Source organism: Streptomyces sp. NPDC048442 (genome assembly GCF_040651475.1).
Taxonomy (GTDB): domain Bacteria; phylum Actinomycetota; class Actinomycetes; order Streptomycetales; family Streptomycetaceae; genus Streptomyces.
In genome coordinates, this window is the sequence record NZ_JBEZKB010000009.1 from 71,463 (window position 1) to 97,022 (window position 25,560).

A 25,560-nucleotide genomic window follows, 5' to 3' on the forward strand; every position below is an offset into this window, starting at 1 on the left:
GTACGCAAGGCAGCCAGGGCAGCCCGACGAGCCCTCCCGGGCCGACGAGCCCTCCCGGCCCCATGAGCCCTCCGGGCCCGACCGGGCTGACGCACATCGACGAGGCCGGCGCGGCCCGGATGGTTGACGTCTCCGAGAAGAACGTCACCACCCGCACCGCCCGCGCAAGCGGACGCGTTCTCGTCGCGCCGCGCGTGATCGAGCTCCTCCGTGGCGAGGGAGTCCCCAAGGGCGACGCTCTCGCCACCGCGCGCATCGCGGGCATCATGGGCGCCAAGCGCACCCCCGACCTGATCCCGCTCTGCCACCCGCTCGCCGTGTCCGGCGTCAAGCTCGACCTCTCGGTCGCGGACGACGCGGTCGAGATCCTCGCCACGGTCAAGACCACGGACCGTACGGGCGTCGAGATGGAAGCCCTCACCGCCGTCGCCGTCGCCGCCCTCACCGTCATCGACATGGTGAAGGCCGTCGACAAGGGCGCGGTCATCACGGACGTACGCGTCGAGGAGAAGACCGGCGGCAAGTCCGGCGACTGGAACCGCTCATGACGAACCCGCTCATGAGCACCCCACCCCCGCTCGAGGACAGCCTGCCCGGAGCCCCGCTCGCGGAGAGCCTGCCCGGCGTTTCGTTCGCGGACAGCTTGCCCGGAGCCCCGCTCGCGGAGAGCCCGCCCGGAGCCCCGCTCACGGACAGCTTGCCCGAAGCCTCGCTCGCGGACAGCCTGCCCGGAGCCCCGCTCACGGACAGCCCGCCCGGCGCTTCGTTCGCGGAGAGCCTGCCTGCCGCCCCGTTGGCGGACAGCCTGCCGGTCGCCTCCCCGCCTTCGGCGACCGGCTCCGCCGACCGGGTCACCGTCCTCGCCCCCGAAGCCCCCACCGCCACCGATGAGCGCCGCACCTCCGAGGCGCACGCGCACCCGGGCATGGTGCCGGGCCCGGTCTCCGAGCCGGGCTACCAGCCGCAGGGGCCGGGAGAGCCGATGCACGCAGGGCCGGACTTCCGCCCGTACCGCGCGCTCGTCGTCACCGCCTCCAACCGGGCCTCCGCGGGCGTCTACGCCGACAAGGGCGGCCCGCTCGTCGCCGAGGGCCTGACCCGGATGGGCTTCATCGTCGACGGCCCCCGCGTCGTGCCCGACGGAGACCCCGTCGAGGCGGCCCTGCACGACGGCGTCCTCCTCGCGTACGACGTCATCGTCACGACGGGCGGCACCGGCATCTCGCCCACCGACCGCACGCCCGATGCCACCCGTCGCGTCATCGACTACGAGATCCCCGGCATCCCGGAGTCCATCCGCGCCGAGGGCCGCCCGCACGTCGCGACGGCCGCGCTCTCCCGTGGACTGGCGGGAGTGGCCAGCGGCACGACGCTGATCGTCAACCTGCCCGGTTCCACCGGCGGGGTCCGCGACGGCCTCGCCGTCCTCGGCCGGATCCTGCGGCACGCCGTCGACCAGCTGCGCGGCGGCGACCACCCGAAGGCCACCGGCCCCAGCGGCCCCACCGGCCCCACCGGCCCGTCCGATCCGGTCGGGCCGACCGATCCCACCGGGCCGTCCGGGAGCATCAACTGAACGGCTCCGCCTGGCCCGTGGACCTGGTGGACGGGGACGTCACCCTCCGCCCGATAAAACTGCGTGACCAGCGGGCCTGGCGCGAGGTCAACCGGCGCAACCGCGAGTGGCTGCGCCCCTGGGAAGCGACCGTTCCGCCACCCCTGCCCACCGGCCCGGTCGCCCATCGGCCGACGTACCGCCAAATGGTCCGCCACCTGCGCGCGGAGGCCAACGCCGGCCGGATGCTGCCCTTCGTCATCGAGTACCAGGGCCGGCTGGTCGGCCAGCTGACGGTCGCCGGGATCACCTGGGGCTCGATGTGTTCGGGCCACGTCGGCTACTGGGTGGACCGCGACGTGGCCGGCCGCGGCGTCATGCCGACGTCCGTCGCCCTCGCCGTCGACCACTGTTTCCGTACGGTCGGACTGCACCGCATAGAGGTCTGCATTCGCCCGGAGAACGGCCCCAGCCGCCGCGTCGTCGAAAAGCTCGGCTTCCGAGAGGAGGGCCTGCGCCCGCGCTATCTGCACATCGACGGCGCCTGGCGCGACCACCTCGTCTTCGCCCTGACCTCGGAGGAGGTCGTCCCGGACGGCGTTCTCGGCCGGTGGCGCCGGCGCTCCGCATCCCAGCCGTGACATCCAGCCATGCCATCCAGTCATGACACCCAAACGGTGACACCTAAAGAATGAAATAAATGTTCGAATTCGATCGTGGTCGCAATCCCGGACGTCAAAAAAGTTCGGAATATCAGACAGATACGTCCGACACACCGGCCCAATTGGCCGATGGCCCCCTCCAGGCCCCTCTACGGTGTGGGGTGTGAGCAGCAGCGGCCTGATCTACGCAGTCATTGTCGGGGCCTGGGCCGCCTACTTGGTGCCGATGTGGCTCCGCAGGCAGGACGAACTCAACGAGGCCCGTCCGACGGAACGCTTCAGCACCGCCATCCGGCTCCTGTCCGGACGGGCGGCGATGGAGCGCCGGTACGCCAAGGAGCTCCAGCAGCGCCCGGCCGATGGCCAGGACGGTACGGCGGACGGCAACCCCGAGGACCCCGGCAACGCGGACCCGATGACCGACTCGGTCGACGTCCGCGCCTTCGCGGCACCCCCGTCCCGGACCGAACGTCCGGCAGCACGCGAGCAGTCGCGGGAACAGGTCCGTGAGCCGGTGCGCGATCAGCCCGCCAGGGACCAGTCGGCCCCAGCCAGGGACCAGTCAGCCAGGGACCAGTCGGCCCGCGACCAGTCGGCCCGCGACCAGTCGGCCAGGGATCAGTCGGCCAGGGACCAGTCGGCCAGGGACCAGTCGGTACGTGACGAGCCCGCCCGCGACCAGTCCCGCCGCCCCCGTGCCGCCGCGCCCGCGCAGCCCTCCCCGGCCTCTGCCGAGCGGGCCCGGCGCTCCAAGGTCCTTGCCCGGCGCCGCCGTACCACCGGGCTGCTCTTCGCCGCCTTCACCCTCGGTGCGATCGTTGCCGCCGTCAGCGGGCTCCGTTACCTGTGGGCGCCCGGAATCCCGGCCGTCCTCCTCAGTGCGTACATCGTGCATCTGCGCGGCCACGAGAAGCGCCGGTTCGCCTTCACCATGGACCGCCGCCGGGCCGAGTTCGCCGCCCAGCGGCTGCGTGAGCAGCGGACCCAGCTGGTCCGCGGCCCCGCAGTGCAGGGGCAGGGGCAGTCGCCCGACCAGCACCAGGGCAACCGCCCACACCGCCCACACCACTCGCACCACTCGCACCACTCGCACCAGCGCACCGAAGCCGACGAGCGGCCCGAGCCGGAGCCCGCTCCCGCCGTCTCCCCGCAGGAGGCCGGCCGCCGCGCCCTGGTCGAGCAGACCGACCACGCCGAGTGGGTCGACCAGCAGCGCGAGCGTGAGCGCGGCGGAGCCCGCGGCGAGAGCTGGGAGCCGGTACCGGTCCCGCTCCCCACGTACGTGACCGCCCCGGTCGCACCGCGCGCCACCGGCGACCTCGACCTCGGCGCCCCCGGAACCTGGAGCGCCGCCCGCTCAAGCACCGCCGACCCGGCGGGCCCCGCGGCCTCGTCACCCTCGTCACCCTCGTCGGCCTCCGCGGCCGACGACTCGGCGCCGCGCCGTCAGCGCCCGCAGCAGGGGCGCCGCTCGCGAGACCACGGACGTACCCCGCTCTTCGACCAGTACGACGAGGACGAGCGGCCCCGCGCCGCCAACGAGTGACCCACCCGACGAGCCCACCGGGAGTCCCGCCGCAGGTGGGGGGCCTGAGCGGGCGGCCGGAACGGATTACCGAGCACCCCGGAAGAGGTGCTAGAGTTCTACTCGTTGCAAGGGCCTGTGGCGCAGTCTGGTAGCGCACCTCGTTCGCATCGAGGGGGTCTGGGGTTCAAATCCCCACAGGTCCACAACAACCGAAATCCCGTCCGATCATTTTGATCGGGCGGGATTTCGTCGTTTCTGGGCTTGTCGGGAGGTCTGCATGCGCGGGCGGGCTGGAGTTGTCGTACGGGGTCGGGTCACTGAGTTCGTTCGGGCCGGCCCGTTCGGTGGGCCAGGGGGTTTCCCAGACGGCCAGGTTGGTGACGGTGAGCATGACCGTCAGGCATGACCGTCAGGCAGTAAGCAGAAGTCCCGCCCGATCTGATGGATCGGGCGGGACTTCTGCGTGTCCGGGGGCCGTCGGGGGCGGGGCTCCCGGTCGTCATTGGGTGCGGTTAGCGGCTCAGGTCCCTGAATCGCTTTACCGCCAGCGGGAAGAACACTGCCACCAGGGCCAACGGCCAGGCCACCGCGAGCAGTTCGGCGTGGGTGGCGGCCCAGGAGTCGCCTGTGGCACCCGGGTTGCCGAAGAGGCCTCGTACCGCCGTGGCCGTCGCGGACATCGGGTTCCACTCCACCGCCGTGCCCAGCCAGGACGGCATCGATTCCGGTGAGGCGATCGCGTTGGAGAGGAAGCTGACGGGCCACACCAGGATCTGTACCGCCTGCACCAGTTCGGGCTTGCCCGCGACCATCGCCAGGTGGATGCCGATCCACAGCATCGCGAACCGCAGCAGCAGGAGAAGGCCCACCGCTCCCAGGAAGGAGGCGAATCCGGTGTGCCAGCGCCAGCCCATCGCGTAGCCGACCGCGATCATCACGGTCAGGCCGACCACCGACTGCAGCATGTCGGCGACGCTCCGTCCGACCAGGACCGCGCCCGAGGTCATCGGCATGGCCCGGAACCGGTCGATGACCCCCTTGCCGAGGTCCTGGGTGACCGAGAGCATCGTCGCCTCAAGGCCGAATGCCATGGTCATGGTGAGCATGCCGGGGACCAGATAGTCCTTGAAGTCCCCCTCGACGCTCCGTCCGCCACCGATCAGGTAGCTGAACATCAGCAGCATCATCACCGGGAAGACCAGCCCGACGACCACCTGCACGGGCTGCCGCGCCCAGTGCGCCAGCTCGCGCCTGGTCATTGTCCAGCAGTCGGCGGCAGCCCAGCTCAGCTTCGAACCGGTGCCGACCGTGGTGCTGTTGGTGCTCGTGTGGTGCGGCGCGCTCACGTCGTGTGCCGTACTCATGCCACGTCCTCCTTCGTGAGGTGCAGGAAGACTTCGTCGAGCGTCGGCCGCCGTACCGCGATGTCCTCCGCCTCGATGCCGGCCGTCTCCAGTGCCCGGACGGTCTCGGTCAGCGCCGCCATCCGGTCGCTGACCGAGGCGCTGACCAGCCGCCGGTCCTCGTCCACGACCGTGCCGCCGGGCAGGAGCGAGGCGGCGAGCGCCAGTTGGGACGTGTTGTGCAGGACCACGTCGATGCGGTCGCCGCCCGTCTTGGACTTCAGCTCGTCCGCGGTGCCCTCCGCGATGACCTTCCCGTGGTTGATCACCGAGATCTGGTCGGCCAGTTGGTCGGCCTCCTCCAGGTACTGCGTGGTCAGCAGTACGGTCGTGCCGTCGCCGACCATGGAACGGACCGCGTTCCACACCTCCGTACGGCCGCGCGGGTCGAGCCCGGTCGTGGGCTCGTCCAGGAAGAGCACCTGCGGTTCGGGGATGAGGGAGGCCGCGAGGTCGAGCCGCCGCCGCATGCCGCCGCTGTACTGCTTGACCGCCTTCTTGCCGGTGTCCGTGAGCCCGAACCTTTCGAGGAGCTCGTCGGCCTTGGTGCCCGCGCGGCGGGCGCCGAGGTGGTAGAGCCGCCCGAACATCTCCAGGTTCTGGCGGCCGCTGAGCTCCTCGTCGACGGCGGCGTGCTGGCCGAGCAGTCCGATTCGCGAGCGCACGTCGACGGCCCGGGTCCGTACGTCGATGCCTGCCACCTCGACGCGGCCCTCCTCGGGGCGCAGAAGGGTGGCCATGATGCGGACGGCCGTGGTCTTGCCGGCGCCGTTCGGCCCGAGGACGGCCTGGACGGTTCCGCGCCGGACAGTGAGATCGAGGCCGTCGAGGGCCTGTTTGTCCCCGTACTTCTTCCGCAGTCCTTCGACGACGATCGCCAGATCGTGGTCAGACAAAGCGCTCTCCTCAAAACAGTGGTCAAACTTGACTACGCCGGGAAAGATACGCCCGGGCTCTTGATTAGTCAAGCTTGACTACTGATACGGTCTACGGTGATCCAAGTTGACGAGAAAGGGTGCCGCTCATGTCAGCGATCCGGCTGCTGGTCCTCGGTGCGGTCCGCCAGCACGGGCGGGCGCACGGCTACCAGGTACGCAATGACCTGGAGTTCTGGGGCGCCCATGAGTGGTCCAACGCGAAGCCGGGATCGATCTATCACGCGCTCAAGCAGATGGCCAAGCAGGGACTCCTCGTCGCGCACGAGATCGCGCCGAGCACCGCGGGCGGCCCGCCCCGGGTCGAGTACGAGATCACCGACAAGGGCAGCGAGGAATACTTCACCCTGCTGCGCGAGGCCCTGACCTCGCACGATCAGAAGACCGACGTGCTCTCGGCCGGTGTCGGGTTCATCGTCGACCTGCCGCGGGAGGAGGCCGTCTCGCTCCTCAAGCAGCGGATCAAGGGGCTTGAGGAGTGGAGAGCGGGAGTCACCGAGTACTACACGCCGGAGGAAGGGCCCGCACAGCTCGGGCACATCGGCGAGATCATGAACATGTGGGTGCACATGGCCGACAGCGGCGCGGAATGGACGCGCAGCCTGATCGGGCGGATCGAGGGCGGTGCGTACACCTTCGCCGGTGAGGGCGAATCGTTCGTGGGGGTGCTGGCGGACGGCGAGCTGAATCCGTTCGCGACGGGGCCGCATCCGGAGGACCGCCGGTAGGGCGTCTCCGTCGGGGCCTGTCCGGTGGGGCCCGTCCGGTGAGGCGGGTCCGGTGGGGTGGGTCAGGCGAGCGGTTTGGCGAAGCAGCGGCTCTCGTCGGTGTGGCGGTAGAGGCCGAACTTCTCCACGGGGAGGTAGCCGCTCGACAGGTAGAGGGCGATCGCCTCGGGCTGTTCGGTGCCGGTTTCCAGCACCATGCGGGTGCGGCCGGCCGTGCGGGCGTCTGCCTCCAGGAGGGCGAGGATGCGGCGGGCCAGGGCCTTGCCGCGGGCCTCCGGTATGACGTACATGCGCTTGAGTTCGGCGTCGCCGTCCGCGTAGTTCTCCTCGCCCGCGTCCTGGGTGCGCCAGCCGCCGGTGGCGACGGGGAAGCCCTGGTCGTCGTACGCGATCAGGTAGAGGCCGCGGGGCGGGGCGAACATGGCGGGATCGAGCGGGGTCAGGTCGCCGTCGCCGTAGCGCTCGGTGTATTCGAGCTGCACCTGGTCGTTGAGCTTGACGGCGTCGGGGTGGTCGTAGGCGGCGGGTCTGATGTCCATGCGTACGAGAGTACGAGTGGGGTGCGGGCGCGAGGAGTGGGGTCCGTGGGTCGGTAGGGTTTCTGGATGCTGACTGTGACCTCTGTGAATGTGAATGGCCTCCGTGCCGCCGCCAAGAAGGGCTTCGTGCCGTGGCTGGCGGAGACTGCCGCCGATGTCGTGTGCCTGCAGGAGGTACGGGCCGAGGTCGAGCAGCTCTCGGAGGACGTACGGGCGCCCGAGGGGTGGCACGTGACGATCGCGCCGGCCGCCGCGAAGGGGCGGGCCGGGGTCGCGCTCTACACGCGGGAGAAGCCGGAGCGGGTGCAGGTCGGCTTCGGGAGCACGGAGTTCGACGGCAGCGGGCGGTATCTGGAGGCGGACGTGGCGGGGGTGACCGTCGCCAGCCTGTATCTGCCGTCGGGGGACGTCGGGACCGAGCGGCAGGACGAGAAGTACCGCTTCATGGACGAGTTCTTGATGTACCTGGTGGGGCTGAAGGCCAGGGCGGCGGAGGCCGGGCGGGAGGTCGTGGTGTGCGGAGACTGGAACATCGCGCACCAGGAGGCCGACTTGAAGAACTGGAAGGCGAACCGGAAGTCGTCCGGCTTCCTGCCGGAGGAGCGGGAGTGGCTCGGCCGGGTCTTCGAGGAGGCCGGGTACGTGGACGTCGTACGGAAGCTGCACCCGGAGGTGGAGGGGCCGTACTCGTGGTGGTCCTACCGGGGGCGGGCTTTCGACAATGATTCAGGTTGGAGGATCGACTACCAGATCGCGACGGGCGGACTCGCGGACCGTGCGACGAACGCGCGGGTGGAGCGGGCGGCCAGCCACGGGGAGCGGTGGAGCGACCACGCGCCGGTGACGGTGGAGTACGGGGTATAGGGCGGGGGTCCACGCGGTCGTCGAGTGCTGTACGGGGTGGGGAGCGCGGCTGCCTGGTCGCGAACGGCCGCTTCGGTGGTGAACTGGTGCTGAGGTGGGGGTAGTTGGCCGGTGTCGGCCGGGGCCCGCCGGCTCGGTCAGGGTTTGCGCAGGTGCCGGTCCAGGGCCATGGAGAGTTCTGCTTCGACGACGCTCTTGGCCAGGGGGCGCAGGCGTTGTGGGTCGGCGTGGTGGGTGGTGACCAGGTTGATGAAGATCTGGGCGAGTACGTCCGCGTGCTCGCGGACCTGGAGGCCGGCGGCCATTACTTCGGCCAGGGGGACTCCCTCGCGGACCAGGGCCGCCGAGACGTCCAGCAGGCGGCGGCTGATGTGGACCACCTCGTCGCCGTCGACGGCGAGGTAGCCCAGTGCCATCGCGGAGGCGAGGTTCTCGGGGGTGACTTCGCCCTCGAAGTAGTCGGCGAGCTGTTCCGGGGTGAGGCGGACCGGGGTTTCCTCGGTGGGTTCGCCGGGGGTGCCCAGGGTGAGCAGTTCGCCCATGTCGCGGCCGCTGTCGAAGGTGGAGGCGAGGTCGGCGATGCCGGTGAGGGTGTGGCCGCGTTCCAGGAGGGCGGCGATGGTGCGCAGGCGGGCCAGGTGGTGGTCGTTGTACCAGGCGATGCGGCCTTCGCGGCGCGGAGGCGGGATCAGCTTGCGTTCGCGGTAGAAGCGCAGGGTGCGCACGGGGATGCCGGCCGCGCGGGCCAGTTCTTCCATGCGGTACTCGCGGTAGGGCTGCGTCTCGGTGCCGGGTGCTTCTTCCACGCGGGGAAGCCTATGGCGTACCACCGGTAACTTGTCGTGCCGTGCCCCTACCGATCAGTACGTTACTGCTCTACGCTCCGAATCGTGCCAGTGATTGCTGGCAGGGTTGTGGTGTGTTGAGTGCGGGAGGCGTCGGGCATGGCCGAGTTCGAGCACGAGCATGTACGAGTGGCGGTGATCGGGTCCGGGTTCGGTGGCCTGGGGGCCGCCGTCCGGCTGCGCAGGGAAGGGATCACCGACTTCGTCGTGCTGGAGCGGGCAGGCTCCGTCGGCGGGACCTGGCGCGACAACAGTTATCCGGGGTGTGCGTGCGACGTGCCGTCGCATCTCTACTCCTTCTCCTTCGCGCCCAACCCCGAGTGGCCGCGCACCTTCTCGGGCCAGGAGCACATCCGCGCGTACCTGGAGCACGTCACCGACACCTTCGGTCTGCGCCCGCACATTCGGCTGAACCACGAGGTCACGATGATGACCTGGGACGCCGGCAAGCTGTGGTGGAAGATCGAGACGGCGAACGGGAAGACGCTCGTCGCGGATGTCGTGGTGTCCGCGACCGGGCCGTTGTCCGACCCGAAGACCCCTGACATTCCCGGTCTCGCCACCTTCCCCGGCAAGGTCTTCCACTCGGCGAAGTGGGACCACGACTACGACCTTCGGGGCAAGCGCGTCGCGATGGTCGGGACCGGCGCCTCCGCCATCCAGATCGTGCCCGCGATCCAGCCCGAGGTCGGGAAGCTGACGCTGTTCCAGCGGACGCCGCCGTGGGTGATGCCGCGCATGGACCGCGAGATCAGCGGGGCCGAGCGCTGGCTGCACCGCCAGGTGCCCGTCACCGGTGCGGTGCGGCGCAGGATGCTGTGGGGGATCAGGGAGCTTCAGGTCCAGGCGTTCACCAAGCGGCCGGGCGAGCTGGGCTTCGTCGAGAACATCGCCAGGGCGAACATGGCCAAGGCCATCAAGGACCCTGCTCTGCGCGCCAGGTTGACCCCCTCGTACCGCATCGGCTGCAAGCGGATCCTGCTGTCGAGCACGTACTACCCGGCGCTGGCCGAGAAGAATGTCGACGTCGTCGCGTCCGGACTGAGCGAGGTGCGCGGCTCGACGGTCGTCGCCTCCGACGGTACGGAGACCGACGTCGACGCGATCATCTTCGGTACGGGATTCCACGTCACGGACATGCCGATCGCGGACCGCGTGGTGGGCGCCGACGGCATCACCCTCGCGGAGGCCTGGAAGGGCGGCATGGAGGCGCTGCGCGGTGCGAGCGCGGTCGGCTTCCCCAACTGGATGACGATCATCGGCCCGAACACGGGTCTGGGGAACTCCTCGATGATCCTGATGATCGAGGCCCAGCTCAGCTACATGGCCGACTACCTACGGCAGTTGGACGTGCTGGGCGGGCGGGTCGCGCTGACGGCACGGCCGTCCGCCGTCGGGGCGTGGAACCGGCGAGTGCAGGACCGCATGAAGCGGACGGTGTGGAACACCGGCGGCTGCGACAGCTGGTACCTGGACGCGAACGGCCGCAACACGACGGTCTGGCCGGGGACCACCTCGGAGTTCCGTCGGGCGACCCGGGAGGTCAACCTTGCGGAGTACCAAGTGGTGCGGGCCGAAGTGAGTGCGCCCGCCAAGGTCGAGGAGGTTGCCGCATGATCCGCCGCACGCGGAGTGAAATCGGTGGTGACGTAAGGGAGTTGAGCGTCACCTCCGCCGACGGAGCGCTGATCCACGTCGAGGTGTACGGCGACGACAGTGCGCCCGCGGTGGTGCTGGCGCACGGGTGGACCTGTTCGATCGCCTTCTGGGCGGCCCAAATACGGGAACTGGCACGGGACTTCAGGGTCATCGCGTACGACCAGCGGGGGCACGGGCGCTCGCCCGACTCCGGTGCGTACTCGACGGACGGGCTTGCCGACGACCTCGAAGCGGTGCTCGCCGCGACGCTCGCCCCCGGCGAGAGGGCCGTGCTGGTTGGGCACTCCATGGGCGGCATGACGATCATGGCGGCGGCCGGGCGGCCCGGTTTCGCGGAGCACGCGGCCGCGGTGCTGCTGTGCAGCACGGGAAGCACGCGGCTGGTCGCCGAGGCGCTGGTGCTGCCGATACGGGCGGGCGGCCTGCGGACCAGGCTGACCAGGTCCGTGCTGGGGGCGAGGGCGCCGCTGGGTCCCGTCACTCCGGTCTCCAAGGCCGTACTCAAGTACGCGACGATGGCGCGCGGGACGGCGCCGGAGCGGGTCGCGGAGTGCGCGCGGATCGTTCACGCGTGTCCGAGGCGGGCGCGGGTGGGGTGGTCGCATGTACTGGACGAGCTTGAACTGGGCGCGGGCATACGTGGGTTGAGTGTTCCGGTCGCGGTGGTCGCGGGGGCCGACGACCGGCTCACGCCGGCTGTGCACGCTCGGGGGATGGAGGCCATGTTGCCCCAGTCGCTGGGGCTGACGTTGCTCACCGGGGTCGGGCACATGACGCCGGTCGAGGCGCCGGAGGTCGTCACGGGGAAGATCCGTGAGCTTGTGGGTACGTACGTTGCCGCTGGGGCGGCAGTGGGGGAGGAAGTCGCGTGAGCTACAGCCTTGAGGGTCAGGTCGCCGTCGTCACGGGTGCGGCGCGGGGTGTGGGTGAGCTGCTGGCGCGGAAGCTGTCGGCACGGGGCGCGAACGTTGCCCTGATCGGGCTGGAGCCCGAGCTGTTGAAGGACGTGACGGGGCGGCTGCACACCGAGAGCGACTGGTGGTACGCGGACGTCACCGACCACGAGGCGATGGCGCGGGTCGCGCGTGAGGTCAAGGAGCGCTTCGGGAAGGTGGACGTCGTCGTCGCCAATGCCGGTGTGGCGTCCGGGGGGCCGTTCGTGGATTCCGATCCGGAGGCGTGGCGGCGGGTGATCGAGGTGAATCTGGTGGGGGGTGCCGTTACCGCGCGCGCTTTCCTGCCGGTGCTGATGGAGAGCCGGGGGTACTTCCTGCAGATCGCGTCGCTGGCGGCGATCACGCCGGCGCCGATGATGAGCGCGTACTGCGCGTCGAAGTCGGGCGTCGAGGCGTTCGCGCACTGCCTGCGGGCCGAGGTCGGGTACAAGGGCGTGCGGGTGGGGGTCGGCTATCTGTCGTGGACCGACACCGACATGGTGCGGGGGGCGGATCAGGACGACGTGATGCGGGAGTTGCGGCAGCGGCTGCCGTGGCCGGCCAACCGGACGTATCCGCTGGGGCCGGCCGTCGACCGGATCGTCGCCGGGATCGAGCGGCGCTCGGCGCATGTGTACGCGCAGTGGTGGCTGCGGGGGATGCAGTCGGTGCGGGGGTATCTGCCGGGGGTCATTGGGACGGTGGGGCAGAGGGAGATGAGGAGGTTCGAGCCGAGGCTGGAGGGGGTGGGGAAGGGGTTGGTCGGGGCCGGGGGTGCGGCGGACGAGTTGGCGCGGGGCTGAGGGGCCGGGGGGGAGGAGGAGGGGCTGGGTGGTGGGCGTGGTGCGGGTGCGTCGTGGCTGGTCGCGCAGTTCCCCGCGCCCCTAAAAGATTGCCCCTCAGCCCCGAGCTCCTTGGGCGGCTGACGCCCCCGCCCGTTCACCTCGGCGGCAGCTCCGGCCGCCTCTTGTCCGGGACTGCGGAGTAGTCCGGTGGGGCTGCCGCCGGGGTCTCCGCCAGGAGTTCCAGGGCTACTCGTACCGCGTCGTCCAGTACCGCGTACCTGCCCTCCGCCCAGTCCAGTGGGGTGCGGAGTGCTTCGATGTCGGGGGTGACGCCGTGGTTCTCGACCGTCCAGCCGTACTCGTCGAACCATGCCGCGTTCATCGGCACGGTGATGACGGTGCCGTCGCCCAGGGGGTGGCGGCCCGTCATGCCGACGACGCCGCCCCAGGTCCGCTGGCCGACCACCGGGCCGAGGGACAGGAGGCGGAAGGCTGCGGTGATCATGTCGCCGTCGGAGGAGGTTGCCTCGTCGGCGAGGGCAACTACCGGGCCGCGAGGGGCGTTTGAGGCGTACGAGATGGGTTGTGCGTCTCGGGTCAGGTCCCAGCCCAGGATGCGGCGGGTCAGGTTCTCGATGACGAGTTCGCTGATGTTGCCGCCCGCGTTGCCCCGTACGTCGACGATGAGGGCGGGTCGGGACACCTCCAGTCGCAGGTCGCGGTTGAACTGGGCCCAGCCGGAGCCGCCCATGTCGGGGATGTGGAGGTAGCCGCACTTGCCGCCGCTGAGATCGCGTACGACTTCGCGGCGCTTGGCCACCCAGTCCTGGTAGCGGAGCGGGCGTTCGTCGACCAGGGGGACCACGGCCACCCGGCGCGGACGGGCTTGTGTGCCCTCCGCTACTTCTGGGAGGAAGGTCAGTTCGACGGTGGTGCCGCCTGCGGCCGAGAGGAGGGGGAAGGGTCCTGCCACCGGGTCGACCGGGCGGCCGTCCACGTGGGTGAGGACCGCTCCGACCCGGATTCCCGTGCCTGCGAGGGGGGAGCGGGCCTTGGAGTCGGAGGAGTCGCCAGGCAGGATTCGCGAGACGGTCCAATTGCCGTCCTTCACGTAGAAGTTGGCGCCCAGGAGTCCCATCGCGCGCTGGTAGTGGGGCGGTCCTTCGTTTCGGCGGGCCGCCGCCACGTACGCGTGCGACGTGCCCAGTTCGCCGAGTACCTCACGCAGCAGGTCGGCGAACTCGTCAGGGGAGGCGACCCGTTCGACCAGCGGGCGGTACTGGTCGAGGACGGCCTGCCAGTCGATGCCGCCCATGTGCGGTTCCCAGAAGTACGCCTTGGTGATGCGGCCCGCCTCCGCGTACGCCTGCCGCCATTCCGCCCCCGGGTCCACTTCGTGCAGGATGCGGCGCAGGTCCAGCTGGACGGTCGAGTCGTTGTCGCCGCGTTCCGTCGAGGGGACGGCGCGCAGTTCGCCGTCCTCCATGACGACGAGGCGCGTGCCGTCGCCGCTGATCGCGAACCACTCCAGGTCGTCGGCGAGTTCGGTCTTGCGGGCCTTCGCCAGGTCGAAGTGTTCGAGGGTGGGGCGGCCGGAGGTGTCGGCGGGGTTGACGAAGGTTTCGCCGAGTGCGCCGGAGATCGGCCAGCGCAGCCAGACCAGTCCGCCGCCGCTGACCGCGGAGAGGGAGGAGTACTTGGAGGCGGAGACGGGGAAGGGGGTGACTCGGTTCGCCAGGCCTTCCACTTCGACCGTCACCGTGCCGTCGCCCTCGGCCGCCTCGTCCGGGTCGAGGCCGCCCGCCGCCGGGCGCCCGTCGGGGGAGAGGGCGAAGGGGGACGGGGTGGCCGAGGAGAGGGGGACCAGGTAGGGGCGGCAGCCCAGGGGGAAGGAGAGGTCTCCGGTGTGTACGTCGTACACCGGGTCGAAGCCGCGCCAGGAGAGGAAGGCGAGGTAGCGGCCGTCGCTCGTGAAGGCCGGGTTCTCGTCCTCGAAGCGGCCGTTGGTGACGTCGATGATGAGGGGGTGGGCCGGGTCGTTGATGCGGGCCATCTTGATCTGGCGCAGCGAGCGGCCGATGCCGGGGTGGGACCAGGTGAGCCAGGCCCCGTCCGGGGAGAAGGCGAGGTCGCGGACCGGGCCGTTGATGGAGCGGATGAGCTCGGTGAGGTTCTCCTCGCCCTCCGTCACGGTCAGCAGGAGGAGGCGGCCGTCGTGGGAGGCGACGGCGATCCGGCCGCCCTCCGGATCCGACAACAGCTCGTGTACGCGGCCCAGTTGGCCGGAGGCGAGCCGGCGGGGTGCCCGGGTGCCCGCGGCCCTCGGCAGGTAGGCGATCTCGACGGCGTCCTCGCCCTCGGCGTCCGTCACGAACGCGACCTGCCCGCTGGAGCCCAGCATCTCGGGCATGCGTACCCGTACGCCCGGAGTGTCCGCGATCGTACGGGCCGGGCCGTCGCGGTGGGTCAGCCAGTAGAGGCTGCCGCGCACCGACACCGCGCTGGCCCGCCCCGTCGTGTCGACCGCGAGTCCGCCGACGTGGCTGGCCGCCGGGACCTGGTAGCCGCGCCGGCCGGTGCGCGGGCCGCCCAGGCGTACGTCGAGCTTGCGCGGCACCCCGGCCGGCGAGAAGTCGTCGACCAGCCACAGGTCGCCCGCGCACTGGTAGACGACCCGGGTGCCGTCCGACGAGGCGTGCCGGGCGTAGAAGGCGTCGTGGTCGGTGTGGCGGCGCAGGTCGGAGCCGTTGGTGCGGCAGGAGTAGAGGTTGCCGATGCCCTCGTGGTCCGAGAGGAAGGCGATCCGGTCGTCGCCCACGAACATCGGGGAGTCCAGGTGCCCGTGCAGGTCGGGGAGCAGCCGCTCCCCGTGCAGCCAGAGGCGGCCGGTCGCACCGCCCCGGTAGCGCTTCCAGGCGGCCGGTTCGTGCGGCGGCTTTCCGGTGAGGAGGAGCGTGCGGCGTTCGCCCTCGCAGCCGGGGAGCGAGTCCGAGACGGCGATGTCGGAGACCGGGCCCCAGGGCAGCCTGCCGCCGGGACTGCCGTCGGTGGGCAGCGAGTACGCCCACGAGAAGTACGAGAAGGGCTGGTTGTGCGACGACACGGCCAGGACGTGCCCCTCCGGGGTCCAGCCGCAGACCCGGGCGTCGACCGCCCCCCAGTGCGACAGCCGCCGGGAGGGCCCGCCGTCCACCGGGGCGATGTGCACCTCCGGGTCGAGGCTGCGCCACGTCGTGTACGCGATCTGGGTGCCGTCCGGCGAGAAGCGCGGGTGCCCGACCCGGGTCCGGTCCACGGTGAGCCGCCAGGCCCGCCCCGGGACGTGCCCGGCCTCGGCGATCGGCGCCACCCACAGGTCGTCCTCCGCCACGAAGGCGAGGGTGTCGCCGTGCAGGTGCGGGAAGCGGAGGTAGCCGGGGGCGGGGGCTTGGGGGGACTCGTTCGTGGGCACTCGCATGCCTTCATGCTTTCCGCGGCAGGGGGGCCCGGCAACTTGTGCGGCGGATCTTTTTTGTCAGGTGCGGGTGCGTCGTGGCTGGTCGCGCCCACGCGGCGGAGCCGCATGTCCCGTACAGCCTCGCGCCCCTATCGGGGTGCGTAGGTGCGCCGCAGGAAGCGGACCAGGGGTGCGCAGTCCAGTTGGAGCAGCACCACCCCCTGCGCCGCGTGCAGCTCCAGCACCGCCTGCACCCGCCCGCACGGCCAGATGCGTACGTCGTCCTGTTCGGCGGGCGCGCGCAGGCCCGCCTCCAGCAGGGCGCGCGGGAACGTCCACACGTGCCGGTCCGGGCTCGGGCCGGGCGCGGGGAGCACGACGCTCACCGCCCGTGCGTCGTGGGCCGGGTCGTGGCGCAGGGTGACCGGGAGGCAGACGGGGGCCGGTGCGTCGGTGATCAGGCCGGCGCGCAGTTCCATCTCGGTCGTGGGCGAGGCCTCCGAAGCGGCGCTCTGCGGGCTCTCAACCGTGCGGGACATGGGCCCGCCTCCTCACCTCGTACGTACGCAACACTCACCTTCGCAGTATTTGCCATCTTATGTCCCATATTTTGCCGCGGGCCTGGCGTGGGTACTTGTTCCCTGGGGGCTTTTGCAACCGCTTTGCAATAACTCCCTATCATCGAACGGCTGCCACCCCCTGAACCCTCTGCGACGGCTCGACCCCGGGAGTACCCCGCCATGCATGTGCCCGACGGATTCATCAACGCCCCCGTGTCGGTGGCGGCCGGAGTGGTGGCAGCCGCCGCCGTCGGCGTCAGCCTGCGCGGTGCCCGGCGCGAGCTGGCGGACGAGCGGGCGGCGCCGCTCGCCGGACTGGTCGCCGCGTTCGTCTTCGCCGTGCAGATGCTGAACTTCCCGGTCGCCGCCGGCACCAGCGGACATCTCCTCGGCGGCGCGCTCGCCGCGATACTCGTCGGCCCGTACACCGGTGTCCTCTGCATTTCCGTCGTCCTGCTCATGCAGGGCGTCCTGTTCGCCGACGGCGGCCTGACCGCGCTCGGCGTGAACATCACGGTGATGGGCGTCGTCACCGTTCTCGTCTCGTACGGGATCTTCCGCGGTCTCGTACGGGTGCTGCCGCGCGGGCGGCGCCGCTCGGTGACGGTGTCCGCCTTCGTCGCGGCGCTCGTCTCGGTCCCGGCCGCCGCCGCCTTCTTCACCCTGATCTACGCGATCGGCGGCACCACGGACGTACCCGTCGGCAAGGTGCTGACCGCGATGGTCGGCGTGCACGTACTGATCGGCATCGGCGAGGCCGCGATCACCGCGCTCACGGTGAGTGCCGTGCTCGCGGTGCGGCCCGACCTGGTGCACGGGGCGCGGGGTCTCGCGGCGCCGCTGAAGCTGCGGGTGGGCGGGGAGCTGGTGGATGCGCCGGCGCCGGAGAAGGCCTCGGGGACCGTGCGCGTTCCGGTTGCCGCGCGGTCTGTCCGGAAGGTCTGGGGTGTGGGGCTGCTGTCCGCGCTCGTACTCGCCGGTGTGGTGTCGTTCTACGCGTCCGCCAGCCCCGACGGCCTGGAGAAGGTCGCCGCCGACCAGGGCATCGACAAGAACGTGCGCGAGCACGCCGCCGCGAACTCCCCGCTCGCCGACTACGGCGTCAAGGACATCGGCAACGCCCGCCTCTCCGGGGGCCTCGCGGGCGTCATCGGCGTCGGAGTGACCGTCGCGGTCGGCAGTGGCATCTTCTGGGCGGTCCGCAAGCGGCGCGACGAGGAGTCCTCGGGTGCGTCCGGTGCATCTGGTGCGTCCGGTGCGTCCGGTGCGTCCGGTGCGTCCGGTGCGTCCGGTGCCTCGGACAGGACTGCGGTCTGACATGGGGGCCGGTCACGCCCACGCGCTCTACCGGCACGGGCACAGCCCCGTGCACGCCCTGCCGCCGCACTGCAAGCTCGCCGCCGTCTTCACCTTCGTGGTCGTCGTCGTGTCCACGCCCCGGGAGGCGGTGTGGGCGTTCGCGGCGTACGCGGTGCTGCTCGCGGGTGTCGCGTACGCGGCGCGCGTACCGGCGCGGCACCTGCTCAGCCGGATGCTCGTCGAGGTGCCGTTCGTGGCCTTCGCCGTCCTGATGCCGTTCGTGGCGGAGGGGGAGCGGGTGGAGTTCGCCGGGCTCTCGCTGAGCGTGTCCGGACTGTGGGGGGCGTTCAACATCCTGGCGAAGGGAACACTGGGCGTCGCGGCTTCCGTACTGCTCGCCTCGACGACCGAACTGCGTGAACTCCTGCACGGACTGGCCAAGCTGAAGCTGCCGCCGCTGCTCGTACAGATCGCGACGTTCATGATCCGGTACGGGGACGTGATCGCCGGGGAGCTGCGCCGGATGTCGATCGCGCGGCGCTCACGCGGGTTCGAGGCGCGGGGCGTACGGCACTGGGGCGTGCTGGCGAAGACGGCGGGGGCGCTCTTCATCAGGTCGTACGAGCGGGGCGAGCGGGTGCATCTGGCGATGATGAGCCGGGGGTACACGGGAGTGATGCCGGTGATCGACGAGGTGCGTGCGTCGCGGGAGCAGTGGGTTTGGGCGGGGGTGCTGCCGGGGGCGGCACTGGTGGTGTGTCTGACGGGATGGGTGTTGTTGTGAGTACTGCTGTGGGTGCGGCCGCTTCGCTTGAGGTGAAGGGTCTTGCGTACGCCTATCCGGATGGGCATCAGGCGCTGTTCGGGGTTGACCTGAGGATCGGGCGGGGGGAGCGGGTCGCGCTTCTCGGGCCCAACGGGGCCGGGAAGACGACCCTCGTCCTGCATCTGAACGGGATCCTGCCGGCGGGGGCCGGAACGGTGGAGGTGGCCGGTCTGCCGGTCACCAAGCGGAACCTGGCGGAGATCCGGCGGCGGGTCGGGATCGTGTTCCAGGACCCCGACGACCAGCTCTTCATGCCGACGGTCCGGGAGGACGTCGCCTTCGGCCCTGCGGCGGGCGGGATGCGGGGTGCCGAGCTGGAGGCGTGCGTACGGGGGGCGTTGGAGCAGGTCGGGATGGAGGAGTTCGCGGACCGGGCTCCGCACCATCTGTCCTTCGGGCAGCGGCGGCGGGTCGCGGTGGCGACGGTGCTGGCGATGCGGCCGGAGATTCTGGTCCTAGACGAGCCGTCGTCGAATCTCGACCCGGCGTCGCGGCGTGAACTCGCGGACATTCTGCGGGGGTTGGACGTGACGGTGCTGATGGTCACGCATGACCTTCCCTATGCGCTGGAACTGTGCGCTCGGGCGGTGGTGCTGAGTGAGGGGGCGGTGGTGGCGGACGGGCGGACGCAGGATCTGCTGCTGGACGAGGAGTTGATGCGGGCGCACCGTCTGGAGCTGCCCTTCGGCTTCGACCCGGGGTCGGTCCGGGTGGGCTGAGGGGCATCGTGCGGGTGCGTCGTGGCTGGGTGCGCAGTTCCCCGCGCCCCTAAATGCCTGCCCCTTACCCCCGAGCCTCCTTGGGCAGGGGGCGGCCCCCGTGCGGAGCCCCGCCCCCTGTGTCCTGGCGTGCCCCCTGCACCATGGAGTCGTACAACACCGATCGAGTGGAAGTGGTGCACACGTGGACGTCCAAGGCACGGTGGCGGCCGGGTTCGAGCCGGTCAGGGACGCCTTCGTACGCAACTTCCAGCAGCGTGGCGAGCGCGGCGCCGCCGTCGCCGTCTACCGGTACGGGCACAAGGTCGTCGACCTCTGGGGCGGCACCCGTGACGTCGACGGCACCGTGCCGTGGGCCCTCGACACCGCCCAGGTCGTGCGGTCCGCCGGGAAGGGGATAGCCGCCGCCGTACCGCTGCTCCTGCACCAGCGCGGGCAGATCGATCTCGACGCCCCGGTGGGGACCTACTGGCCCGAGTTCAAGGCGGCGGGCAAGGAGCGCGCACTGGTCCGGCACCTGCTGTCGCACCGGGCCGGAGTTCCCGCCCTCGACCGGCCGTTGACGCCCGCCGAGGCGTGTGACGGGGTGTCCGGGGCGCGGGCCGTCGCCGCGCAGGCGCCCGCGTGGGAGCCCGGGGCGGACCACGGCTATCACGCACAGACGTACAGCTTCCTCACCGCGGAACTGGTACGCCGGGTGACCGGGCGGACCATCGGGCGCTGGGTCGCCGAGGAGATCGCGCGCCCGCTGGGGCTGGACTTCTGGATCGGGTTGCCGGAGGAGGAGGCCCATCGGGTGGGGCGGATCGCGCCCGTCGAGGAGCCCCCTTCGGAGGGCGGGCTGAAGCTCAGGCCCAAGCGGGCCGTGAGCGAGGCGTACGCGGATCCGGCGTCGCTCACCCGCCGTGCCTTCGGTGCCATCGATCCGCTGCCCGACGAGAACGACCCCGCCTACCGGGCCGCCGAGCTCCCCGCGTCCGGCGCCATCTCCACCGCCCGCGCCCTGGCCCGCTGCTACGCCGCGATGATCGGCCAAGTCGACAACGGGGCACGGCTGTTCGCACCTGCCACGCTCACCCTGGCCCGTACCGAGGAGTCCTCAGGGCCCGACCGGGTCCTGGTCGTCAACACCCGTTTCGGCCTTGGCTTCATGCTGCACGGCTCGGCCTCGCCGCTGCTCGGGCCGGGATCGTTCGGGCATCCGGGGCGCGGCGGATCGCTCGGCTTCGCCGACCCGGAGTCCGGCATCGCGCTCGGGTACGTGACGAACGGTCTGCGCAAGGGCGTCACCGCCGACCCGCGTGCACTGGCCCTCGTCGCGGGCGTACGGGCGGCCTTGTCCTAAGCCTTGTCCTAAGCCTTGGCCTTGGTCTTGGCCTAGGACATCGGGCCTCCTGCCGGTCCTTCTCGGGGGCCAGAACAGGGCTCAAGAACGATGTCCCGCTCACCTCTGTGAGCGGGACATCGTTCGAAGGCCGTGCCCGCGAGGGGCGGGGATCAGAGCTTGAAGCCGTAGTCCATGATCTTCTTCGCGTCGGAGGTCCGGTTGGCCTCGTTCGTCGAGGCGAGAACCGCGCCGACCACCGTGCGCTTGCCGCGCGTCGCGGCGAACACCAGGCAGTACTTGGCCTGCGGGCCCGAGCCCGTCTTCACGCCGATGGCACCCGAGTAGCTGCCGAGCAGCTTGTTGGTGTTGGTCCACGACATGTTGCGGTAGCCACCGTTCTTGGTGGTGACCCGCTGCGTGGTCGACTTCGTCTTCACGACCGCGCGGAAGTTGTTGTTCTTGAGCGCCTGCGCGGCCAGCTTCGAAAGGTCGCGCGGCGTCGAGTAGTTGGCGCCGTTGCCGATGCCGTCGAACGAGTCGAAGCGGCTGTTCGTCATGCCGAGGCTCTTCGCGGTCGCGTTCATCTTCCCGATGAACGACTTCACGCGCGCGTCCCGCGTCTTGCCCGTACCGAACTTGTCGGCCAGCGCGTATGCGGCGTCGCAGCCGGACGGCAGCATCAGCCCGTACAGCAGTGCCCGCACCGGCACCTTGTCGCCGACGATCAGCCGCGCCGACGACGCGCCCCTGCGCACGATGTAGTCGCTGTACGCCTTGTCGATCGTGACCTTGGTGTCCAGATTGAGCCCCTTGGTGCTGAGCACCACCAGAGCCGTCATGATCTTGGTCGTCGAGCCGGTGGAGAGCCGGGTGTCACCGGCCTTGCCGTAGTACGTACGCCCCGACGCGGCGTCCAGCAGGAAGCCACCCTTGGCGACGATCGAAGGCGCCTTGGGCTTGGCGGCGGGTGCGGCGGGTGCGGCCTGCACGGCAGGTGCGACGACCGCTCCGGCGGTGAGCAAGGATCCGGCCGCGACGAGAGTCGCTGCCGTGCGACAGATCGCCTTAATTCCAGTTTTCAACGCGGATGCTCCAAATGCCCTGATATGGAGGCCACATGAGGGGGCCACCTGCTCGTGTGACACATGTGAAGGGCGAATGGATGTACGCCCGACGCAGTCTTTACCTTTTCGCTACCTCGGACGGCTACGGGGCCTAGGGGCGGGCGTCGAAGCGATGCAGGAGCTTGCCGTTCGATCCGTAAATGTCGAGGAAGTAGCCCTTCGGGGCCTCGAAGCCCTCGTGTTGCCTCAGGTAGTCGAGGAGCGTGGCCCGGAGCTTGTCGAAGCCGGCCGCGTCGCTCGCCGTGTCCTGCGACCAGACGATCACCCGCGGCAGCTTCTCCGCGACCGCCTCGCTGTCCACGCCCTGCACGGCCTGCACGGGCTGCACGGCTTTCTCTCCACCGCTCTTCCGGTAGCGCTCGGCGCGCTGGGCGGCCTTCAGTGGTACGGGGCCGATGGTCAGTGTCTGCGCGTAGTACGGGGGAGCGGAGTGCTGCTCCGGTCCGGGGGCGCCGGGCCCCGCGGACTCGTCCGGCGAACTGCAGCCACCGGTCAGCAGGGCGGCGGCGAGGAGCAGGGGAAGCAGCGGGGCCGTTGCGCGGCTGCGCGGCATGGTGAGGTTCACGGCTCGGAGCGTAACGGCGGTACGGGGTCCCGGTACGGGGAATCGTGTGCAGGTCGCCCCTTCGGGCGGAGCGGGCAGGGCCGGACCTGGGATCCTGACAGGGCCGGACCTAGGATCCTGATCATGCCCACTTCATTCAGCGACGCTGCCCGCAAGCTCCTCGACGGCCGCAACCCCGCCGTCCTCGCCACGCTCAACCCCGACGGCAGCCCGCAGACTTCGGTCGTCTGGGTGGGCCGCGACGGCGACGACCTGCTCATCTCCTCGCAGGCCGGCCGCCGCAAGGTGACGAACATGCTCCGCGACCCGCGCGTGAGCCTGAGCGTGTACGACCAGGCGGACTCCGAGAGCTACATCGAAGTACGAGGCCTGGCCACGGTCACCGAGGACGAGGACCGCCGGGTCGCCGTCGCGCTGGCCGAGAAGTACGAGGGGCCGGGGGCGGGCGAGGAGTATGTGCGACTGCCGGCCGATGCGGTGCGGGTGGCGGTCCGCATCGTGCCCGGACGGGTGGTCGGCAGCGCGGCGCGCTGACGGGTCAACCCCCGTGCGTTGCAGCCAGGTTGGCGAAATCGAGCCAGATGTGAGGGGGAGTGATTTCGCCTAGACGCTGAGTGATCACGCGTGTGAGCATTCCGTGGCCGTCGGGTGCGTGGCCCGTGGCCAGGGAGGGTTTTTCATGCTCAGCAGGAGTGCTCGGGTCGTCGCTACGGCCGCCGCGGCGGCAGCCATGGTCTTCGGCTCGACGCAGGCGAGCGCCGCCGTGGCGGTCGACGGGCTGCAGCAGGAGATCGACAAGGTGCTGGCCACCACCGAAGGCGGCGTGCAGATCAGCCGCAACGAGATCGCCTGGAACGGGGGCGAGGCCCTCATGTCCTTCGCCCTCCCCGGGGAGGCCCGCGCCCCGGTGAGCAGCCCCGCGGCGCAGAAACTCCAGGCGAGGACGGCGGGTCTGCCCGAGTCCACGAAGGAGACCGGGTCGTCCGCCCTGGCGGGGGACAACTGCCCCACCGAAGTCTTCGGCGACGACTGGTACTGCTTCTACCAGTACAAGAGCTTCGAGGGGTGGCGCCTGTCCTGGAACGCGCAGCACAACGCGGCCGTCTACTTCAGTACCTACGGCTTCAACGACATGACCTCGTCGTGGTCGAACAAGGGTGACCTGACCCTCCTCGTCTACTCCCGCACCAGAGTCGGCGAGGACCTCTCCTGCACGAACCTCCTCTGGTACGGAGACCCGCACTCCAATGCCGCGTCCGTCGCGGCCGACAACATGGCGGACTGCTTCCGGGCGCGGCCCTACTAGGGACTAGGGCCGTTCACGACCTCTAGCAGCGCACGTCCACAGAGCCGACGCGATGGTGCTGCTCCAGGGAGAGGTCGCCCTGCCACCCGCGGGGCACGGTGCCCAGGTATTCGGCGGGGCCGGCGGAGGAGTAGAGATCGACCAGGCTTCCACCCTTGTTCCACACCGAGCTGGGCCTGAGCACGCCGGGCACCGGGTTCTTCCCGCAGGAGGGGACCACCCACAGCAGGCCCCCGCCGTTCTTGTACTGGAAGAAGCACGCACCACGCTCAGGCATCGCAGGGGCATCTGTCGTTGCCGTGGAGGCTGGGGGAAATCATGGCTTTTCAGGAGTTCGACACTGCCAGCCTGCCGCCGGAATACCGGTTCGAATGTTTATGTGCGGCGGTAGGGCAGGGTGCCGCGCCCCATCGGGCCACCGGCGGCTGTGCGGCGGACTTCTCCGGCCGGGCGCGGAGCGTGGCCCTGGGGCCGGTCCGGCTGACCACCATGCCCTTGCCCGCCCAGGGGTCGGACCGTTGCGCCAAACTCGTACGCAGCGTGGATCCGGACACCTTCGAGCTGACCCTGGTGTTCGACGGGGCCATGAAGGCGGCCCAGGAGGAGCGAAGAGCCCACCTCGACCGCGGAGACGCCGCAAGGGGCGCCTCCTCCCGGCCGTACGGCGATGAGGCTCCCGGCGGCCGGGGCGACAGCGATGGGCGTGCGCTCATCCTGCACCTGCCGCAGGAGTTGGTCCCGCTTCCGCGTGACAGGGTCCGCGCGCTCTTCGCCCACGGGCTGCCGCGGGGCCACTCCGGCATGAGCAGGGTCCTGGCGCACTACCTGCAGTCCGTGGCGGAGGAAGCGGAGACCCTGGACGAAGGTACGGGCGCCCGGCTCGGCGCCACCGGTCTCGACCTGGCCAGCGGATTCTTCGCCGAGCAGATAGGAATCCAGGAGCGGCTGCCGCCGGAGACGCGCCGCCAGGTCCTCCTGGGCGCCATCAACACCTTCATCGACGAGAATCTCGCCGACCCGCACCTCACCCCGGAGACCGTCGCGGCCCGCCACCACATCTCGGTGCGGCACCTGCACCAGCTCTTCCGCCACCTGCCGGAGACCGTCGCGGCCCGGATACGGCGTCGGCGGCTGGAGCGGTGCCACCAGGACCTCGCGTCGCCGCACTTGGGCACCTTGCCGGTGCACGCCGTCGGCGCGCGCTGGGGCCTGACGAGCGCCGCCGGGTTCAGCCGCTCCTTCCGGGCCATGTACGGCATGGCTCCCGGGGAGTACCGGAGCCTCGCGTTGCCCGCCCGCGATTCCGGTACGGCCGGAGTCCCTCCCGTACGTACCGAGCCCTGCGCGCAATGACAAGAAGCGCAGCGCGCCACGGCAACGACACGGCCCTTCCCATGCCCGAGCGTGGTGCCTGGCACATCGGGAGGGGCTGAAGCGGCCCCCGCGAAGGAGAAGGCGAACACATGCGAAAGATGCTGAACACGCTGGCTGTCATCGGTGCGGTGGCCGCGGTCATGGCCGGTACGTCGACCGCCAACGCCGAGAGCCGGATCGTTCCGGTCGCGGGCGAGAGCGGCCTCTACGAGGTGAGCGGACCCGGCGCCGCGATCCTGGGCTGGAACAACTGCGCGGACGGGCAGACGTGCTTCTTCCAGTACAAGAACGGCGGGGGCCTGCTGTGGGTGGTCCCCTCCTGCTGGAAGAACGAGGTGCCCGGCGCGTTCGACAACAAGGCCAGCTCGGTGTGGAACAAGGGCGGCGGCGCGGTCGACCTCTACTACAACCACGGTTACACCGGATACCTGGGCACCACTGCCCGCTGGTGGCAGGGTGACCTCGCCGCCAGCCACGACGACCGCCTCAGCTCTGTGGACGTGCGCTGCTAAGGAGTCGCGCTGCTAGGGAGTAGAGAACGGCGTCGTGGCCGGCCACCCCGGGGCAGCGGGCCGACCACCCCCGG

The 25,560-nt window shown here is 70.6% G+C and carries 26 protein-coding genes and 1 tRNA gene; 18 read left to right on the forward strand and 9 right to left on the reverse strand.

Annotated elements, in window-relative coordinates; all coding sequences use genetic code 11:
* Positions 1-62 precede the first annotated feature (62 nt).
* The 5 genes from moaC (at position 63) to AB0D18_RS16175 (ending at position 3,948) form a co-directional block, all read left to right on the forward strand.
* A complete protein-coding gene (gene moaC, locus AB0D18_RS16155) occupies positions 63-548 on the forward strand; it encodes a cyclic pyranopterin monophosphate synthase MoaC (RefSeq protein WP_362417757.1) in 486 nt (161 codons plus the stop codon).
* Between the two features lie 434 nt (positions 549-982).
* A complete protein-coding gene (locus AB0D18_RS16160) occupies positions 983-1,576 on the forward strand; it encodes a MogA/MoaB family molybdenum cofactor biosynthesis protein (RefSeq protein ID WP_362418217.1) in 594 nt (197 codons plus the stop codon).
* 17 nt (positions 1,577-1,593) lie between these two features.
* Complete coding sequence (locus AB0D18_RS16165) at positions 1,594-2,196, forward strand: GNAT family protein (protein WP_362417759.1); 603 nt, start codon at positions 1,594-1,596, stop codon at positions 2,194-2,196.
* 184 nt (positions 2,197-2,380) lie between these two features.
* The gene (gene glpR / locus AB0D18_RS16170; RefSeq protein ID WP_362417762.1) at positions 2,381-3,763 is read left to right on the forward strand and encodes a gephyrin-like molybdotransferase receptor GlpR; all 1,383 of its coding nucleotides are present in this window, start codon (positions 2,381-2,383) and stop codon (positions 3,761-3,763) included.
* Positions 3,764-3,874: 111 nt separating this feature from the next.
* Positions 3,875-3,948: transfer RNA gene (locus tag AB0D18_RS16175), tRNA-Ala, on the forward strand.
* 309 nt (positions 3,949-4,257) lie between these two features.
* Here AB0D18_RS16175 and AB0D18_RS16180 read toward each other — a convergent pair.
* On the reverse strand, positions 4,258-5,004 hold the full coding sequence (locus AB0D18_RS16180; RefSeq protein ID WP_362418220.1) for an ABC transporter permease: 747 nt from the start codon (positions 5,002-5,004) through the stop codon (positions 4,258-4,260).
* Between the two features lie 101 nt (positions 5,005-5,105).
* Complete coding sequence (locus tag AB0D18_RS16185) at positions 5,106-6,044, reverse strand: ATP-binding cassette domain-containing protein (protein ID WP_362417765.1); 939 nt, start codon at positions 6,042-6,044, stop codon at positions 5,106-5,108.
* A 128-nt stretch (positions 6,045-6,172) separates the two neighbouring features.
* Here AB0D18_RS16185 and AB0D18_RS16190 point away from each other — a divergent pair, with 128 nt between their 5' ends.
* Complete coding sequence (locus AB0D18_RS16190; protein ID WP_362417768.1) at positions 6,173-6,811, forward strand: PadR family transcriptional regulator; 639 nt, start codon at positions 6,173-6,175, stop codon at positions 6,809-6,811.
* A 62-nt stretch (positions 6,812-6,873) separates the two neighbouring features.
* Here the strand turns inward: AB0D18_RS16190 and AB0D18_RS16195 are convergent, their stop codons facing one another.
* The gene (locus tag AB0D18_RS16195; RefSeq protein ID WP_362417771.1) at positions 6,874-7,350 is read right to left on the reverse strand and encodes a GNAT family N-acetyltransferase; all 477 of its coding nucleotides are present in this window, start codon (positions 7,348-7,350) and stop codon (positions 6,874-6,876) included.
* Positions 7,351-7,416: 66 nt separating this feature from the next.
* Here AB0D18_RS16195 and AB0D18_RS16200 point away from each other — a divergent pair, with 66 nt between their 5' ends.
* Positions 7,417-8,214: an exodeoxyribonuclease III gene (locus tag AB0D18_RS16200; protein WP_362417774.1), complete on the forward strand. Its 798-nt coding sequence runs from the start codon at positions 7,417-7,419 to the stop codon at positions 8,212-8,214.
* Between the two features lie 137 nt (positions 8,215-8,351).
* Here the strand turns inward: AB0D18_RS16200 and AB0D18_RS16205 are convergent, their stop codons facing one another.
* A complete protein-coding gene (locus AB0D18_RS16205; protein WP_362418223.1) occupies positions 8,352-8,972 on the reverse strand; it encodes a MerR family transcriptional regulator in 621 nt (206 codons plus the stop codon).
* 186 nt (positions 8,973-9,158) lie between these two features.
* Between AB0D18_RS16205 and AB0D18_RS16210 the strand changes: the two genes are divergently transcribed.
* From AB0D18_RS16210 to AB0D18_RS16220, 3 genes are read left to right on the forward strand one after another with little or no spacing between them, the layout of a single operon-like run.
* Positions 9,159-10,676, forward strand: coding sequence for an NAD(P)/FAD-dependent oxidoreductase (locus AB0D18_RS16210; protein WP_362417777.1), 1,518 nt, complete (start codon positions 9,159-9,161; stop codon positions 10,674-10,676).
* Complete coding sequence (locus AB0D18_RS16215; protein WP_362417779.1) at positions 10,673-11,590, forward strand: alpha/beta hydrolase; 918 nt, start codon at positions 10,673-10,675, stop codon at positions 11,588-11,590. The genes AB0D18_RS16210 and AB0D18_RS16215 overlap by 4 nt, the downstream gene beginning before the upstream one ends.
* Positions 11,587-12,456: an SDR family oxidoreductase gene (locus tag AB0D18_RS16220; protein ID WP_362417782.1), complete on the forward strand. Its 870-nt coding sequence runs from the start codon at positions 11,587-11,589 to the stop codon at positions 12,454-12,456. Before AB0D18_RS16215 ends, AB0D18_RS16220 begins: the two co-directional genes overlap by 4 nt.
* Positions 12,457-12,592: 136 nt before the next feature.
* Here AB0D18_RS16220 and AB0D18_RS16225 read toward each other — a convergent pair whose 3' ends face one another.
* The gene (locus AB0D18_RS16225; protein WP_362417785.1) at positions 12,593-15,895 is read right to left on the reverse strand and encodes a S41 family peptidase; all 3,303 of its coding nucleotides are present in this window, start codon (positions 15,893-15,895) and stop codon (positions 12,593-12,595) included.
* A gap of 128 nt (positions 15,896-16,023) precedes the next feature.
* Positions 16,024-16,353 carry an SsgA family sporulation/cell division regulator gene (locus tag AB0D18_RS16230; protein ID WP_362418226.1) on the reverse strand — a complete coding sequence of 110 codons (330 nt, stop codon included), beginning with the start codon at positions 16,351-16,353 and terminating at the stop codon, positions 16,024-16,026.
* A gap of 261 nt (positions 16,354-16,614) precedes the next feature.
* Here AB0D18_RS16230 and AB0D18_RS16235 point away from each other — a divergent pair, with 261 nt between their 5' ends.
* From AB0D18_RS16235 to AB0D18_RS16250, 4 genes are all read left to right on the forward strand, one after another.
* Positions 16,615-17,751 carry an energy-coupling factor ABC transporter permease gene (locus tag AB0D18_RS16235; protein WP_362417788.1) on the forward strand — a complete coding sequence of 379 codons (1,137 nt, stop codon included), beginning with the start codon at positions 16,615-16,617 and terminating at the stop codon, positions 17,749-17,751.
* A gap of 1 nt (position 17,752) precedes the next feature.
* Positions 17,753-18,517, forward strand: a complete 765-nt coding sequence (gene cbiQ, locus AB0D18_RS16240) for a cobalt ECF transporter T component CbiQ (protein ID WP_362417791.1) — start codon at positions 17,753-17,755, stop codon at positions 18,515-18,517.
* Positions 18,502-19,278, forward strand: coding sequence for an ABC transporter ATP-binding protein (locus AB0D18_RS16245; RefSeq protein WP_362417794.1), 777 nt, complete (start codon positions 18,502-18,504; stop codon positions 19,276-19,278). The genes cbiQ and AB0D18_RS16245 overlap by 16 nt, the downstream gene beginning before the upstream one ends.
* A 184-nt stretch (positions 19,279-19,462) precedes the next feature.
* Positions 19,463-20,623, forward strand: a complete 1,161-nt coding sequence (locus AB0D18_RS16250; protein ID WP_362417797.1) for a serine hydrolase domain-containing protein — start codon at positions 19,463-19,465, stop codon at positions 20,621-20,623.
* 152 nt (positions 20,624-20,775) lie between these two features.
* Here the strand turns inward: AB0D18_RS16250 and AB0D18_RS16255 are convergent, their stop codons facing one another.
* Together AB0D18_RS16255 and AB0D18_RS16260 are read right to left on the reverse strand one after the other, a co-directional pair.
* Entirely contained in the window at positions 20,776-21,675 is a 900-nt protein-coding gene (locus tag AB0D18_RS16255) for a serine hydrolase (RefSeq protein WP_362418229.1), read from the reverse strand.
* Between the two features lie 145 nt (positions 21,676-21,820).
* Entirely contained in the window at positions 21,821-22,294 is a 474-nt protein-coding gene (locus AB0D18_RS16260; protein WP_362417800.1) for a hypothetical protein, read from the reverse strand.
* Positions 22,295-22,417: 123 nt separating this feature from the next.
* On the opposite strand from AB0D18_RS16260, the gene AB0D18_RS16265 reads away from it, so the two are divergent.
* Both AB0D18_RS16265 and AB0D18_RS16270 read left to right on the forward strand, forming a co-directional pair.
* Entirely contained in the window at positions 22,418-22,828 is a 411-nt protein-coding gene (locus tag AB0D18_RS16265) for a PPOX class F420-dependent oxidoreductase (protein WP_362417802.1), read from the forward strand.
* A gap of 145 nt (positions 22,829-22,973) precedes the next feature.
* The gene (locus AB0D18_RS16270) at positions 22,974-23,600 is read left to right on the forward strand and encodes a peptidase inhibitor family I36 protein (protein WP_362417805.1); all 627 of its coding nucleotides are present in this window, start codon (positions 22,974-22,976) and stop codon (positions 23,598-23,600) included.
* 22 nt (positions 23,601-23,622) lie between these two features.
* Here AB0D18_RS16270 and AB0D18_RS16275 read toward each other — a convergent pair whose 3' ends face one another.
* Positions 23,623-23,877, reverse strand: coding sequence for a hypothetical protein (locus tag AB0D18_RS16275; RefSeq protein ID WP_362417808.1), 255 nt, complete (start codon positions 23,875-23,877; stop codon positions 23,623-23,625).
* A gap of 41 nt (positions 23,878-23,918) precedes the next feature.
* On the opposite strand from AB0D18_RS16275, the gene AB0D18_RS16280 reads away from it, so the two are divergent.
* Both AB0D18_RS16280 and AB0D18_RS16285 read left to right on the forward strand, forming a co-directional pair.
* Complete coding sequence (locus tag AB0D18_RS16280) at positions 23,919-24,953, forward strand: helix-turn-helix domain-containing protein (RefSeq protein WP_362417811.1); 1,035 nt, start codon at positions 23,919-23,921, stop codon at positions 24,951-24,953.
* Positions 24,954-25,063: 110 nt separating this feature from the next.
* On the forward strand, positions 25,064-25,486 hold the full coding sequence (locus AB0D18_RS16285; protein WP_362417814.1) for a peptidase inhibitor family I36 protein: 423 nt from the start codon (positions 25,064-25,066) through the stop codon (positions 25,484-25,486).
* Positions 25,487-25,560 lie beyond the last annotated feature (74 nt).

What these genes read in the sequence shown, in the direction of transcription:
- moaC (WP_362417757.1), top strand. Translation starts at nt 63, where the DNA reads ATGAGCCCTCCGGGCCCGACCGGGCTGACGCACATCGACGAGGCCGGC.
- AB0D18_RS16160 (WP_362418217.1), top strand. Translation starts at nt 983, where the DNA reads ATGCACGCAGGGCCGGACTTCCGCCCGTACCGCGCGCTCGTCGTCACC.
- AB0D18_RS16180 (WP_362418220.1), bottom strand. Translation starts at nt 5,004, where the DNA reads ATGACCAGGCGCGAGCTGGCGCACTGGGCGCGGCAGCCCGTGCAGGTG.
- AB0D18_RS16190 (WP_362417768.1), top strand. Translation starts at nt 6,173, where the DNA reads ATGTCAGCGATCCGGCTGCTGGTCCTCGGTGCGGTCCGCCAGCACGGG.
- AB0D18_RS16195 (WP_362417771.1), bottom strand. Translation starts at nt 7,350, where the DNA reads ATGGACATCAGACCCGCCGCCTACGACCACCCCGACGCCGTCAAGCTC.
- AB0D18_RS16200 (WP_362417774.1), top strand. Translation starts at nt 7,417, where the DNA reads ATGCTGACTGTGACCTCTGTGAATGTGAATGGCCTCCGTGCCGCCGCC.
- AB0D18_RS16205 (WP_362418223.1), bottom strand. Translation starts at nt 8,972, where the DNA reads ATGGAAGAACTGGCCCGCGCGGCCGGCATCCCCGTGCGCACCCTGCGC.
- AB0D18_RS16210 (WP_362417777.1), top strand. Translation starts at nt 9,159, where the DNA reads ATGGCCGAGTTCGAGCACGAGCATGTACGAGTGGCGGTGATCGGGTCC.
- AB0D18_RS16215 (WP_362417779.1), top strand. Translation starts at nt 10,673, where the DNA reads ATGATCCGCCGCACGCGGAGTGAAATCGGTGGTGACGTAAGGGAGTTG.
- AB0D18_RS16225 (WP_362417785.1), bottom strand. Translation starts at nt 15,895, where the DNA reads ATGCGAGTGCCCACGAACGAGTCCCCCCAAGCCCCCGCCCCCGGCTAC.
- AB0D18_RS16230 (WP_362418226.1), bottom strand. Translation starts at nt 16,353, where the DNA reads ATGGAACTGCGCGCCGGCCTGATCACCGACGCACCGGCCCCCGTCTGC.
- AB0D18_RS16235 (WP_362417788.1), top strand. Translation starts at nt 16,615, where the DNA reads ATGCATGTGCCCGACGGATTCATCAACGCCCCCGTGTCGGTGGCGGCC.
- cbiQ (WP_362417791.1), top strand. Translation starts at nt 17,753, where the DNA reads ATGGGGGCCGGTCACGCCCACGCGCTCTACCGGCACGGGCACAGCCCC.
- AB0D18_RS16245 (WP_362417794.1), top strand. Translation starts at nt 18,502, where the DNA reads ATGGGTGTTGTTGTGAGTACTGCTGTGGGTGCGGCCGCTTCGCTTGAG.
- AB0D18_RS16265 (WP_362417802.1), top strand. Translation starts at nt 22,418, where the DNA reads ATGCCCACTTCATTCAGCGACGCTGCCCGCAAGCTCCTCGACGGCCGC.
- AB0D18_RS16270 (WP_362417805.1), top strand. Translation starts at nt 22,974, where the DNA reads ATGCTCAGCAGGAGTGCTCGGGTCGTCGCTACGGCCGCCGCGGCGGCA.
- AB0D18_RS16275 (WP_362417808.1), bottom strand. Translation starts at nt 23,877, where the DNA reads ATGCCTGAGCGTGGTGCGTGCTTCTTCCAGTACAAGAACGGCGGGGGC.
- AB0D18_RS16280 (WP_362417811.1), top strand. Translation starts at nt 23,919, where the DNA reads ATGGCTTTTCAGGAGTTCGACACTGCCAGCCTGCCGCCGGAATACCGG.
- AB0D18_RS16285 (WP_362417814.1), top strand. Translation starts at nt 25,064, where the DNA reads ATGCGAAAGATGCTGAACACGCTGGCTGTCATCGGTGCGGTGGCCGCG.